The sequence below is a fragment of the Paraburkholderia sp. HD33-4 genome, assembly GCF_021390635.1.
Taxonomy (GTDB): domain Bacteria; phylum Pseudomonadota; class Gammaproteobacteria; order Burkholderiales; family Burkholderiaceae; genus Paraburkholderia.
Genome location: NZ_JAJEJS010000001.1, coordinates 2803450 through 2815553 on the forward strand (window position 1 = coordinate 2803450; position 12104 = coordinate 2815553).

General features: G+C 66.4%; 14 protein-coding genes. 7 read left to right on the top strand and 7 right to left on the bottom strand.

The genetic code is table 11. From position 1 onward, the window contains the following. The first annotated feature begins 13 nt into the window (after positions 1-13). The 4 genes from L0U84_RS12415 (at position 14) to L0U84_RS12430 (ending at position 5199) form a co-directional block, all read left to right on the top strand. On the top strand, positions 14-949 hold the full coding sequence (locus L0U84_RS12415) for a MaoC/PaaZ C-terminal domain-containing protein (protein WP_233850223.1): 936 nt from the start codon (positions 14-16) through the stop codon (positions 947-949). Positions 950-1017: 68 nt separating this feature from the next. Further along, a complete protein-coding gene (locus tag L0U84_RS12420) occupies positions 1018-2319 on the top strand; it encodes an acetyl-CoA C-acetyltransferase (protein ID WP_233850224.1) in 1302 nt (433 codons plus the stop codon). Positions 2320-2355: 36 nt separating this feature from the next. After that, positions 2356-4155, top strand: coding sequence for an AMP-binding protein (locus L0U84_RS12425; RefSeq protein ID WP_233850226.1), 1800 nt, complete (start codon positions 2356-2358; stop codon positions 4153-4155). Between the two features lie 102 nt (positions 4156-4257). Beyond that, entirely contained in the window at positions 4258-5199 is a 942-nt protein-coding gene (locus L0U84_RS12430; RefSeq protein ID WP_233850228.1) for a DUF1571 domain-containing protein, read from the top strand. Here the strand turns inward: L0U84_RS12430 and L0U84_RS12435 are convergent. From L0U84_RS12435 to L0U84_RS12455, 5 genes are all read right to left on the bottom strand, one after another. Beyond that, a complete protein-coding gene (locus L0U84_RS12435) occupies positions 5196-5618 on the bottom strand; it encodes a hypothetical protein (protein ID WP_233850229.1) in 423 nt (140 codons plus the stop codon). The genes L0U84_RS12430 and L0U84_RS12435 overlap by 4 nt on opposite strands. Positions 5619-5689: 71 nt before the next feature. Continuing rightward, entirely contained in the window at positions 5690-7267 is a 1578-nt protein-coding gene (locus L0U84_RS12440) for an FAD-binding oxidoreductase (protein WP_233850230.1), read from the bottom strand. Positions 7268-7457: 190 nt separating this feature from the next. Next, positions 7458-8366: an anti-sigma factor family protein gene (locus L0U84_RS12445; protein WP_233850231.1), complete on the bottom strand. Its 909-nt coding sequence runs from the start codon at positions 8364-8366 to the stop codon at positions 7458-7460. Next, the gene (locus L0U84_RS12450) at positions 8366-8926 is read right to left on the bottom strand and encodes an RNA polymerase sigma factor (RefSeq protein WP_233850232.1); all 561 of its coding nucleotides are present in this window, start codon (positions 8924-8926) and stop codon (positions 8366-8368) included. The genes L0U84_RS12445 and L0U84_RS12450 overlap by 1 nt, the downstream gene beginning before the upstream one ends. A gap of 26 nt (positions 8927-8952) precedes the next feature. Continuing rightward, positions 8953-9090, bottom strand: a complete 138-nt coding sequence (locus L0U84_RS12455; RefSeq protein ID WP_184044095.1) for a hypothetical protein — start codon at positions 9088-9090, stop codon at positions 8953-8955. Positions 9091-9524: 434 nt separating this feature from the next. Between L0U84_RS12455 and hfq the strand changes: the two genes are divergently transcribed. Then, entirely contained in the window at positions 9525-10001 is a 477-nt protein-coding gene (gene hfq, locus L0U84_RS12460; protein ID WP_233850235.1) for an RNA chaperone Hfq, read from the top strand. Positions 10002-10031: 30 nt separating this feature from the next. On the opposite strand, the gene L0U84_RS12465 is transcribed toward hfq, so the two are convergent. Then, entirely contained in the window at positions 10032-10259 is a 228-nt protein-coding gene (locus L0U84_RS12465) for a hypothetical protein (RefSeq protein WP_233850237.1), read from the bottom strand. 227 nt (positions 10260-10486) lie between these two features. Here L0U84_RS12465 and L0U84_RS12470 point away from each other — a divergent pair, with 227 nt between their 5' ends. Beyond that, positions 10487-10678, top strand: coding sequence for a hypothetical protein (locus L0U84_RS12470; RefSeq protein ID WP_233850239.1), 192 nt, complete (start codon positions 10487-10489; stop codon positions 10676-10678). Between the two features lie 241 nt (positions 10679-10919). Here the strand turns inward: L0U84_RS12470 and L0U84_RS12475 are convergent, their stop codons facing one another. Then, the gene (locus L0U84_RS12475; protein ID WP_233850241.1) at positions 10920-11636 is read right to left on the bottom strand and encodes a DUF2968 domain-containing protein; all 717 of its coding nucleotides are present in this window, start codon (positions 11634-11636) and stop codon (positions 10920-10922) included. 226 nt (positions 11637-11862) lie between these two features. Between L0U84_RS12475 and L0U84_RS12480 the strand changes: the two genes are divergently transcribed. Further along, positions 11863-12045, top strand: a complete 183-nt coding sequence (locus L0U84_RS12480) for a hypothetical protein (RefSeq protein WP_233850243.1) — start codon at positions 11863-11865, stop codon at positions 12043-12045. Positions 12046-12104 lie beyond the last annotated feature (59 nt).

The window sequence follows — 12104 nt, forward strand, 5'->3', positions numbered from 1 at the left end:
CGGGAGCATGGGCATGGACGAACCGCGTGATCCGTTCGGCAGCCGTCATCTCGCGCCCGCGCCGGGCGGCGACGGCGCGCGACCGAAAACCGTCGTCATCGAAACGCTGCCCGCGCCGGCAAAGCTGTACGGGCGCGCGCTGACGGGCATCGTCAAGCGCGGTCGCGACACGCGGCTGCCGCCGTTGCGGCTCGTGCGCCCCGCCGTCGCGCTCGAGCCCGGCCCCGTGTGGCGCTATGCGCGCGTGTGCGGCTTCATCCCCGAGCACGGCGTGCCGCTCACCTACCCGCATCTGCTGGCGTTTCCGTTGCATCTGCTGATGCTCACCGACCCCGCGTTTCCATGGCCCGCGCTCGGCCTCGTGCATCTGGCCAATCACGTGCGGCTGCGCCGGCCGCTCGCCTACAAGGACCTGTTGCGCATCGAGGTCGAATTCGGCGCGCTGCTGCGTCACGACAAGGGCCAGGCGTTCGTCGTGCATACCCGCATCTATCGACGCGGCGAGGCGGTGTGGGACGGCGACAGCGTCTATCTGAAGCGCGCGGTGCCGGCGCTCGGCTATCCGCTCGAAGCGCTGACGCTCGGCCCCGACCGGTTGCAGCGGATCGCGCGCTGGCAGCTCGCGCCGCAACTAGGCCGCGACTACGCGGGCGTGTCGGGCGACTACAACCCGATTCACATGAGCGCGTTGTCGGCGAAGGCGTTCGGCTTTCCGCGCGCGATCGCGCACGGCATGTGGACGCTCGCGCGCGCCGCGTCGTCGCTGCAGCCGCCCAAGCCGCTCGCCGAAGCGACGCTCGCCGCCGAGTTCAAGGTGCCGATGCTGCTGCCGGGCGAAGCGTCGCTGTGGAGCGCGGCGCCGTCGTTGATCGAGCGCGATCTCGAGGTGCGCGATATCGCCGGGGAAAAGCCGCATTTGCGCGGGCGCATGCAGTGGCGGCTGCTGTGAGATGTGAGCGCGCCGTGCGCCGCGTGCGCATCGACCAATAATCTGGGAACGACCCAAAGGAGCCGAGCATGTCCCACCCGCAACCCGCCGTGCGCCGCGTCGCCATCGTCGGGGGCAACCGGATTCCGTTTGCCCGCTCGAACACCGCGTATGCGAGCGCATCGAATCAGGACATGCTGACGTTCACGCTGCAAGGGCTGATCGATCGCTACGACCTGCACGGCGTGCGTCTCGGCGAAGTCGCGGCGGGCGCGGTGATCAAGCACTCACGCGACTTCAACCTGACGCGCGAGTCCGTGCTATCCACCACGCTCGCGAAGGAAACCCCCGCCTACGACGTGCAGCAGGCCTGCGGCACCGGCCTCGAAGCCGCGCTCCTCGTCGCCGGCAAGATCGCGCTCGGGCAGATCGACGCGGGCATCGCGGGCGGCGTCGATACCACGTCCGACGCACCGATCGGCGTCAATGAGCGCATGCGCAAGATCCTGCTCGAAGCGAATCGCGGCAGGAGCACCGGCGAGCGTATCGCCGCGTTCAGCAGGCTGCGGCCCGGCATGTTCTTCAAGCCGCTGTTGCCGCGCAACGTCGAGCCGCGCACGGGGCTGTCGATGGGCGAGCACTGCGAGCTGATGGCCAAGCGCTGGAACATCTCGCGCGAGGCGCAGGACGTGCTCGCGTTGGAGAGTCATCGCAAGCTCGCCGATGCGTACGCGCGCGGCTTCGTCAACGATCTGATGACGCCGTACAAAGGCCTCGCGCGCGACAACAACCTGCGCGCCGACCTGTCGCTCGAAAAGCTGTCGAGTCTGAAGCCGGTGTTCGACCGCGACGCCGGCACGCTGACCGCCGGCAATTCGACGCCGCTTACCGACGGCGCGTCCGCGGTGCTGCTCGCGAGCGAAGCGTGGGCGGCCGGGCGCGGCCTGCCGGTGCTCGCGTATCTGAGCTGGTCGGAAACCGCGGCGGTCGACTTTTTCGACAAGCGGGAAGGCCTGTTGATGGCGCCCGCCTACGCGGTGCCGCGCATGCTCGCGCGTGCCGGCCTCGCGTTGCAGGACTTCGATTTCTATGAGATCCACGAAGCGTTCGCGGCCCAGGTGTTGTGCACGCTCGCGGCATGGCAGGATGACGAATATTGCCGCACGCAGCTTGGCCTCGCCGGCGCGCTCGGCGCGATCGATCGCGCGAGGCTCAACGTGAATGGCGGCTCGCTCGCGACCGGCCATCCGTTCGCGGCGACGGGCGGTCGGATCGTCGCCGCGCTCGCGAAGCTGCTCGCGCAGCTCGACAAGCCGGCCGGCAGCGCACGCGGGCTGATCTCGATCTGCGCGGCGGGCGGCCAGGGGGTCGTCGCGATTGTGGAACGCTAGCGCGGCAGCGGATACCGACACTTCAGGAGACAACCGATGACCGAGCCCACCCAAGCGCCGTTGCACGCGCCGGATGCAGGCGGCACTCATTTGCAAAATGCCGTGCAAAACACGGTGCCGAACCCCGCACCGAACACCGACGGCATCTGGTACCGGTCCTATCCGGACGACGTGCCGCGCGACATCGACGTCACGCAATACGAGTCGATCGACCAGTTCTTCGACGAATGTACCGCGCAGTTCCGCGAGCGCGTCGCGTACGTGAGCGTCGGCGCGAGCCTGACGTACGGCGAGCTGGGCCGCAAGGCGAGCGCGTTCGCCGCGTACCTGCAAAGCATCGGCGTGAAGCCGGGCGAACGCGTCGCGATCATGCTGCCTAACACGTTCCAGTATCCGGTCGCGCTGTTCGGCACGATCAAGGCGGGCGCGGTGGTCGTCAACGTGAATCCGCTCTACACGGTGCGCGAACTCACGCATCAGCTGAAGGACAGCGGCGCGCAGACCATCGTCGTGTTCGAGAACTTCGCGAAGACGCTCGAAGATGCGCTGACCGGCACCAAGGTGCGCAACGTAATCGTGACCGGCCTCGGTGATCTGCTCGCGGACGGTGCGAATCTGAAGGGACACCTGCTCAACTTCATGCTTCGTCATGTGAAGAAGATGGTGCCCGCCTACAAGCTGCCGCAGGCGGTGCCGCTCCTGAAAGCGCTTTCCACCGGTTATGCGCTGCCGCACACGCCGGTGCGCGCGAGCCACGAGGACATCGCATTCCTGCAATACACGGGCGGCACGACCGGCGTCGCGAAAGGCGCGATGCTCACGCACCGGAACATCATCGCCAATCTGTTGCAGGCCAAGGCGTGGGCCGCGGGGCAGTTGTCCGGCGAAGGCGAAACGGTGCTCACGCCGCTGCCGCTTTATCACATCTACTCGCTGACCGTGAACGCGCTGATTTTCATGGGGCTCGGCGGCCGCAACATCCTGATCGCGAACCCGCGCGACATGAAGCGCGTGATGATGATCATCCGTCACGAAAAATTCACCGGCATGACCGCGGTCAACACGCTCTATAACGCGTTCCTCGACAACGAGGAATTCTGCCGGCGCGACTTTTCCGACCTGAAGCTCGCGATGGCGGGCGGCATGGCGACGCAGAAAGCCGTCGCCGAGCGCTTCAAGGCGGTGACGGGCAAGCCGATCGTCGAGGGCTACGGGCTCACCGAGTGTTCGCCGATCGTATCGATGAATCCGGTCGATCTGACCAATCTACGCGACTTCGAGGGCTCGATAGGCCTGCCCGCGCCGTCCACGCAGGTGCGCTTCAGGAAAGACGACGGCCGCTGGGCCAATATCGGCGAGGCGGGCGAGCTGTGCGTGAAGGGTCCGCAGGTGATGAAGGGCTACTGGAACCGCCCCGAGGAAACCGCCAGGGTGATCGACGACGACGGCTGGCTCGCGACCGGCGACATCGGCGTGATGGACTCGCGCGGCTTCATCCGTCTGATCGATCGCAAGAAGGACATGATCCTCGTGTCGGGCTTCAACGTGTATCCGAACGAAATCGAGGACGTGATCGCCGCGCATCCGGACGTGCGCGAAGTCGCCGCGATCGGTGTGCCCGATGCCGCGCAGGGCGAGCGCGTCAAGGTCTTCATCGTGCGGCGCACGCCGACACTGACCGCCGAGCAGGTGATCGCGTACTGCCGCAAGAATCTGACTGGCTACAAGGTGCCGAAGCTCGTCGAGTTCCGCGACGAGCTGCCGCAAACCAACGTCGGCAAGATTCTGCGCCGTGCGTTGCGCGACGAGGAACTCGCGAAGCAGAAGTCTGCCTGACGGGAATAAGCATTGCTTCAAAGCGTTATTGCTGTGTTGCTCTGCTTTTCCTTTTTGTCTTGCACGTTGCATGAGCGGCCGCGTCACTTTCTGGAGAAATTCATGAAGCATCGCCTGTCCGCCCGTTCGCATCGCCGGCGGCAATGCTTGCTGCCGGGTGCGCTGCTCGTCGCGACCACCCTGCTGTCGATGCCGGCGGCCTTCGCGCAGAATGACGACCGCCCGCCCCCGCTCGGCGCCGCGAGCGCCGTCAAGCCGCCCACCACGCCGGCCGCGCAGGTCGGCAAGCTGACGCTCGACCGGCAGGTCAAATGGCTGCGCGCCGCCCAGCAAAGCGGCATGCTCGAACAACTCGACGACGCGCAACTGGTCGCGCTGTTCCAGTCGCTCGATCCGCTGACGCTGCCGCGCTATATCAAGGAAGGGCCGAACGGCTACCCATCGTACGAGTTCACGATGTCGCGCTCCGAACGCATTCGCGGCGTGTGGCCCGACAAACCCGATCACATGCTGGTGCGGGTCGCACACGACCCGCTGCGCATCTACGCGAAGTGGCTGCCCGACGGCGCGCACGCGGGCCAGGAAATCATCTACGACGAATCGAAGCGCAGCGACGAAACGTACGGCCACCTCGGCGGCTTCATGAACGTGATGGCGTTGTGGACATCGCTGACCGGCGCGCTCGCACGCTCGCAATCGAATCACAGCGTGCGCGATCTCGGCACCGAGTACGTCGCCGATCAATACCTGAGCGAAGGGAAAAAATACGCCGAGGCCGGCTTGCCGCGTTCGACGCAGATCGAAGTGAAGACGATCGACGGCGTGCGCATCGTCGCGTTCACGTTCGAAACACCGGTCGGCCAGCCGCAGTTCTACGCGAAAAAGGAAACGCTCGGGCTCGACCTGCGGCATCCGTTCTTTCGCAGCGTCGAGTCTTATGACAACGACGGCAAGCTGTTCGAGCAGATCGTGTTCGAGAGCATCACGCCGAAGACGTTCGACGATTCGACCTTCGATCCGAAGAACAGGAACTACAAGTTCTAGCCGCGCGGCGTCAGCGCGAAGGCCACGTGGGCGGGTTGCGCACGCAGCCCCGCGCGCGCTTCATGACGATGCTCGACGAAGCGGCCCGTGCGAAGCGCGAGGTGTTGCAGCACGAAGTAGTCGGACGCGCGCGTGAAGCCGATCAGCGCGGGCAGCGCGTGCGGGGTCCGGCCATCGCCTAGCAGAGGCGCGAGTGTGGTGAACCAGAGTGCGCCGGCATCGTCGCCGGTTTCGAAAGTCGGCAAGCGAAGATGCGCGGCATAGCGTGCGAACGACGCGCCGCATTCGAGCGTCGAGTCGACGATCGCGAACGCGCGCGCATCGTCGGCGCACGCGGCGGCTTGCGCGAGCCACGGCCATGCGCCGCCCGCGGCCGTCGCGAGCCATGCGCCGGTGAGCATGAAAGTGCGTCGATCCATTGACGTGTACGTCCGGTTTCGTTTGCGGTTCGGTTTGCGGTTCGTCTGCCGTGCCAGTACGCACGTGTCGCTCACGTGTACCCTCGCCGGTCGCGCCACGCCGCCGGCCAGATGCCCTGCTTGCCCGGCGCGAGAATGCCGTTCGGGTCGAGCGTATCTTTCAGCGTTTCCGCGAAGCGCAGCAACGCGCCGTCGTTGAAGCTGTATTGCGCGGCCGCGAAATCCATATACGCGAGATGCGCGCGATATTCGCCGTAGCCGGCCGCGCGCGCATCGCTCATCAGCGAGCGCAGCAGCGCGCCGGCCTGCTCCACCTGGTTCGCGTCGTCACGATCGAAGATCGCCGCGAAAATGTGATGCAGATGCCGCGCGCCCGCCGTGAAGCCACCGTAGTAATCGAAGCCGTACTCCGCGGCGCGCGCTTTCACCATCGTGTACTGGCGCATCGCGTCGCGCCCCGTCGCCGGACAGATCGGCGCGAAGTCGACGTGCGCGCCCGCGCCGCCGCGCCAGTCGAGCATGCGAAACGCGGTCATTGCGGGAATGCCGGCCATGTTGCGGTCGCCGCCGCCGGTCGGCTGCGCATCGCCCGCATAACGCGCCGCCGCGAGCCGCGCCTCGGGCACCCGTGCGAATGCCCGCTCGATCAACGCGTAGCGCGCGTCGATCAACTCGGGCGTGCCGTACAGCGCGAAATGCAGGTTCCAGCGCCCGACGCCAAGTTTGTCGAGCATCGCCTGCACCGCGCTCTCGGGCATCGCGCCCGCGCCGTCGTACCACTGCCGGCGTGGCGACAGGCTCGCCGCGCGCCGCAAGCCGCCTTCGATCACCGCGTGATTACGGATCGTGCCGTCGAGCCGCTGCGGCCGCAGAGTCTCGACGATCGCCTCCAGATCGGCCTCGCGACGAAACTGGATTTCGCCGAGCAGGTACGCGGGCGGCGCGGGCATCAGCCACACCCCGAGCTTCGTGACGATGCCGTAGTTCGACTGCATGAACATCGCATCGAACGACGGTCCGTAGCCCGGCTGATACAACTGCCACGCAGTGCCGATCTCGATGCCGCCCATGCCGGTGCGCAGCACGTCGCCGTTGGCGAGCACCACCTCCATGCCGCATTGCGCGGCCGCGTGGTCGCCGTAGTCGGTATAGCCGAAGCCGCGCTCGAGCGTGTTGCCGACCACGCTGCCCCAGCCGGCGGCCGGTGGATCGACCCACAGCTTGTAGCCTTTGTCGCGCAGATGCGCGTACAGATCGAAGTAACTGACGCCGGGTTCGACGAGCGCATAGGCGAGGGTTTCGTCGACTTCGAGGATGCGGTTCATGCGCTGCAAGTCGAGCACGACCGAGCCGGTCAGACGCGGCGCGGCGCCGCCGTACGCGAAGTTGCGCCCGGTCGACACGGTCCACAGCGGAATCCGGTACTGATTGGCGACGCGCAGCACCGCGCGGATTTCATCGACCGACGCGGGCAGCACCGCGGCGCTGGCGGCAAACGCGGCCCGCTCGCCAGGCGCGAACGGATCGACATAGGCGGCGAGGCCGGCGGGGGAACTCAGCACCTGCGCGTCACCGACGATCGCGCGCCAGCCGGCGAGTGCGCGGTCGAACTGTGCGGCGGACAGGTTGGGCGGCAGCGTCTGGGGCAAGGCGTCTCCTGGTCGGGCGACCGGCTGCGGGCGGGCGGCTGCGGGCGGGCGGCTGCGGGCAGGCGGCTGCGGGCAGGCGGCTGCGAGAAACCGGCTGCGGGCGACCGGCGGCGGGCAACTGGCGCGTGCGGCCCGCGCAGGCAGCAATTCGCGCGTCCCCGCTGACGGCCTTTACGACACGCTACGCCTGCTACTGCTGCCACGTCTCAGGCTTTCCACCTAGTTCGCTGCACACGTCGATCGCTATCTCGCGTAACTTGCCTTCCGCGATCGCGCCGGACAGCGCGTAACCCAGGCCGTCGCTGATCCAGTAGAAGGTGCGGCGATTGCCATCGCGAAACAGGCGGAACATGGTTTCGTCGCGCGTGACGCCGGTCACGTACAGCGTCAGGCGCGCACCGGCCTGGTTCTCGTACATGAACTGCGCGGCCGGTCCGGATTCGCCGGGCAACAGCCGGCCGCCCACCAGCGAATAACCATACTCCTGCAGAGACGGCACCGACAGCGGACGGTTCAGCCGCTTCGACAGCCACGAGATCAGATGCTCCTCTTCGCTCGCGGCGACTTCGACCGGATGACGCCGCTCCGGCGAGTACACCGCGTAGGCGACATCCGCGCGCTGCGCAAAACCGGCCGGCTGGCCGCCGGAACCGCTCCACGCGCCGCCGGTCAGCCGCGGCGCGAGCGGACCGAGCGCCAGCGCGAGCCCGGCACCGGCCGCGAGCCAGCAGGCGGCGAGACCCGCGCGCTGCCACCATGGCCGCGTACGCCGCACGACGATAAAAGTGGGCTCCTCCGCATCCGCGGGCTGGCTGCCTGCATAGGATCGCTCGACGGGCTCGGCGGCCTGCTGTTCATCGCCGGCCCACTGCCCTGCTTGCGCTTGCCGCGCATCCCCGCCCGGCACGCCGCACAGCGCCCGCAGCGCCGCCTTCTGCGCGCGCCACGCGGCGACGCGCGCGGCGGCCTGCGGATGCTCGCGAAGCTGCCTTTCGATCGCGGCGCGCCGCTCTTCCGGCAATTCGCCATCGACATAGGCCGACAGCGCGCGCAGATCGAGCTCGTCGGGCAAGCCAGAATCGAAATCGTCGTTGTTCATTATCGGTTTCTCACCACTTTCAGCGGCGCGGCCTTATGGGCCGCCCGCGGCGCAGCGGGCTGCGGTCCGTGCATCGGCCCCGGCGGCTCCTCGCCCAGCAACGCGCGCATGTGCTCGCGAGCCCGCGACAGCCGCGACATCACCGTACCGATCGGCACCCCCAGCGCGCTCGACGCCTCCTGGTACGTCAGTTCCTCGACACATACCAGCAGCAGCACCTCACGCTGCTCGAGCGGCAGACAGTACAGCGCGCGCTGCACGTCGCGCAGCACCAGACCGTCGACCTCGCCGTGCGGCGCCTCGAGATTGCGCCACGGCGCGCTTTCTTCGTCGACGGCGATTTCGCGGCGCCCGCGCAGCTGGTCGATGTACAGATGCCGCAGGATCGTCAGCAGCCACGCGCGCAGGTTGCTGTTCGGCCGGAATGCCGACCAGCGCGCGAGTGCACGCTCCGCCGTATCCTGCACCAGATCGTCGGCCCAGGCGCGGTCGCCCGTCAGTGCGCGCGCATAGCGGCGCAGCTGAGGCAGCCACGCGATCACTTCCGCTTCGAATGTCACCCGGTGTGCCAGGCTCGGTCGCGGAGTTAGTAGCCGCCGCCGCTGCTGTTGCTGTTGCTGCTCGAACCTGACGCGGCGTTGTCGGGATCAGCCGCGTGCGCGAGGGAGCCGCACGCGAGCGCGAGCAGGACGAAGAGCGCTGACAGAATACGGGATGCTTTCATGGTGAGCCTCCTGGCAGATGCCCGGCAGGCGGTCGATCGACCGGCGCGGCGGGCGGCAGGCCGCGTCATGCGGTACTGCCCATACTGGACTTAACGCCGCGATCGCCTGGTTTATTCCACCGCGGTCGCGGTGCTTTGCGCTGCGCTGTTTCGACGGGCTTTTTCGCGGCGCTTCGACGCCGTCGCGGTACGCAACACGCCCCTATGTTCTTCCTTTTCCGCCAACCCTGCCGGCAATGCCTGGAGAGACCGGAAGAAGTCGCCATTGACCAGCAGATTCGTAACTCAACGTTACAGTGCCGCGTTATCGGATGCTTATGTGCTCACAAGTCGTTATAGTGGACAAAATTCGCCCCGTCGACGCGTTCTGCCCCCGCATAGGGTAGAAAGGGTAAAATCGCAGCGAACCACCGTCTATCTAACCTGAATTGTCCATGGCTTCCGCAGAATCGCATCCGCAAAACGACTTCATGAACGCTGCGCGCAAGGAACGAAAGCGCGTCGAGATCTATCTGGTCAACGGCATCCGCCTGACCGGATGCATCGAGTCGTTCGATCAGTACCTGGTGATGCTGCGCACGCCGGTTGGCCTGCAAGGCATCTACAAGCGCGCGATCTCCACGATCCAGCTCGACACCGGCACGCGGCCGGCACCGCGCACGGGCCGAACCTCGCATGGCGAACATGGCGCGCGCGGTCCGCATGGTTCGCGCGAACATCGCGAGCCGCGCGAGGCGCGTGAATCGTATGGCGCGCCGTCGGCGGAACGTGCGCCGGGCGAGCGCAGCGGCAACTCCGAGGGTCCGGTGGTCGTCACGCGGCGGCGGCGTCTGTTCGGCACCGGCGGCGGCGAAGGCGGCAATCATGGTGGCAACCACGGCGGCGGAAGCGCCGGCGGCAATCACGAATAAATACGAAGAAACGGTAACGGCCGCGCCTCGCTACTCCGTGGACGGATCGAGGCGCCGCAGAATTTTCTCCAGCTGGATCAGCTGCCGCTCGGTCAGCTCGAATCTCCCCTTGACCGCCAGCAAGCGGCGCCGCCAGTAGCCGGCGTCGAACAGGTGCAGCGCCGGTTGGCGCGTCGCCCAATCGAGATGTTCCAGTTCGGCTTCCACGACGTGGGCTGCAAGCACGCGTCGCGTACCCGCCGGCTTTTTCGCGTTCATGTGATTCGCTGTGTGATGGATCGGTGAAGGTGTCGTTCGCGGCCGAGGCGCGATTCAAGCGTGGCTCAAGCTCGGTTCAAGCTCGGCTCAAGCGCGGCCGGGACACTCGGAGAACGAATCGATGCGGGCCGGTTTCAAACGATACGCGTGCGCCATTCGGCCGACGTTCGCAGACAGCCGCGATGCGCTATGCTGAATGATTGAGGTTCGAATCGATGGAGAGCGCCATGACCAGCAAAAGCCAGCATGCCTCCCGCCCTGCGCGAACGCGCCGGACGCCGCCGACGTCCGCCGATACGCGGCTCGACGAAGCGCTGATGGAAAGCTTTCCCGCCAGCGATCCGATCGCCGTCGACGTGACGGAGCCGTCTCGCGAGCGGATGCGCAAAACTCAGGCGAATATGCGTAAGCGGCATTGAAGTCGCGCCGTCTTGCGTCGCACGACGACGACGCACAACGGCGCGGCAACGAGCCGTCCTGGCTCGCGAAAAATGCCCGGTGGAAATGCCGAAGGGCCCGGCGGCTAAGGTGCGTTGCGCCGATTGACGGAGAGCAGAAAGCACCCGTCAAACATAACGACCGTCACGCCCGCGAACGAGCCGGACGGCGCATCGATTTGCGCGCCATCCCGCCCCTCCACGAACGCTCACACCGTCGTGCTCAATGCACCGTCAAGCCGCTTTCGAGCTGACGCTGCAGATCGCGCACCTGACGCTGCGCGACGCGCAACTGATCCTGCGCCGCGGCCTTCTGCTGTGCCAATTCGGTCGCCTCGGCACGCTTCTGCTCCTGCTGGCTCGCGACGATGCTCTGCTGCTGACGCGCGATATCGAGGTCGGCCTGTAACCGGCCGGCGCGTTCTTGCGACAACGCGACCATGCGCTGCGTGAACGCCTTCTGCGCTTCGAGTTGCGTACGGCGAATCTCGACGCCCGACAACTGCATCGTCTGCCGCGCGAAGTCCTTGTAGATCAGCTCGGCGCGCGCGGGGTCCTGCGTCTTGATCACGCGCCAGAAGTTTTTCTGCTGGAACAGCGCGACGTAGTAGGTCATCTCCTTACCGTAGAACAGCATGCTTGCGCCATAGCTGCCGTTATACGTGGTGCGCAATTCGCTCAGATCCGAGCCGTGGATCATTTGCTGCAACTCAGCCACGTTCCCGGTGGCGGATTGCCGGGTTTCATCCGGCGTCAGTGCAGTGGTCTCCGTCTGGCTGGCCTGCGATGTGTCGGGCAACGCGCTCGTCGTCCCCGGTTGTGACGCGACTGGGCTGCTTGCGTCACCGTTCTGCAGAGTCTGTGCATCCGCGCCCTGAAGGGCCCCCAATACGATGCATGCGGCCAGAGCAATCTCTCGTAGCTTTGACTTTCGGTCCATGTGATACCTGTTGAACAGATTTTGTTTTAGTAGAAAAACCGGGGAATTATTACTCACTTTCGCGGCTTTCGGGCTCTTCGTCGGAAATTTGCCACTTGTGCGTTGACTCTCATAGAACAGGCGCAAGCGTAGTCCCGCCTCACCGGCGCGGCGGTACGCGGCAGTCTGCTCGAGTCGCCGCCGCTGATCGAGACGTCATGAAGGCGTCGAAGGCGGCGTGTTGCCCGTGACGGTCGTCGAAGGTCATGTGTCGGTGGTCGAGATCAACGGCAGCCCGGAGCCGGTCGAAGACGGGGTCCGCGTGATCTGCGCTCACATCGTCGTCGCCCCGCCACTGTGGCGCTCGAGCTTCGAGCGCTTCAACTGCGTGCTCGGACTGCTACCCGGCCCAGCGCACAGGGTCTGCTGAGCGCGACCGCGAACGGACTGACCGCGCTCGATGAGCAACCTTGCGTGTCGGCGCTGCCG

What these genes read in the sequence shown, in the direction of transcription:
- L0U84_RS12425 (WP_233850226.1), top strand. Translation starts at nt 2,356, where the DNA reads ATGACCGAGCCCACCCAAGCGCCGTTGCACGCGCCGGATGCAGGCGGC.
- L0U84_RS12470 (WP_233850239.1), top strand. Translation starts at nt 10,487, where the DNA reads ATGACCAGCAAAAGCCAGCATGCCTCCCGCCCTGCGCGAACGCGCCGG.
- hfq (WP_233850235.1), top strand. Translation starts at nt 9,525, where the DNA reads ATGGCTTCCGCAGAATCGCATCCGCAAAACGACTTCATGAACGCTGCG.
- L0U84_RS12435 (WP_233850229.1), bottom strand. Translation starts at nt 5,618, where the DNA reads ATGGATCGACGCACTTTCATGCTCACCGGCGCATGGCTCGCGACGGCC.
- L0U84_RS12420 (WP_233850224.1), top strand. Translation starts at nt 1,018, where the DNA reads ATGTCCCACCCGCAACCCGCCGTGCGCCGCGTCGCCATCGTCGGGGGC.
- L0U84_RS12415 (WP_233850223.1), top strand. Translation starts at nt 14, where the DNA reads ATGGACGAACCGCGTGATCCGTTCGGCAGCCGTCATCTCGCGCCCGCG.
- L0U84_RS12465 (WP_233850237.1), bottom strand. Translation starts at nt 10,259, where the DNA reads ATGAACGCGAAAAAGCCGGCGGGTACGCGACGCGTGCTTGCAGCCCAC.
- L0U84_RS12475 (WP_233850241.1), bottom strand. Translation starts at nt 11,636, where the DNA reads ATGGACCGAAAGTCAAAGCTACGAGAGATTGCTCTGGCCGCATGCATC.
- L0U84_RS12445 (WP_233850231.1), bottom strand. Translation starts at nt 8,366, where the DNA reads ATGAACAACGACGATTTCGATTCTGGCTTGCCCGACGAGCTCGATCTG.
- L0U84_RS12430 (WP_233850228.1), top strand. Translation starts at nt 4,258, where the DNA reads ATGAAGCATCGCCTGTCCGCCCGTTCGCATCGCCGGCGGCAATGCTTG.
- L0U84_RS12455 (WP_184044095.1), bottom strand. Translation starts at nt 9,090, where the DNA reads ATGAAAGCATCCCGTATTCTGTCAGCGCTCTTCGTCCTGCTCGCGCTC.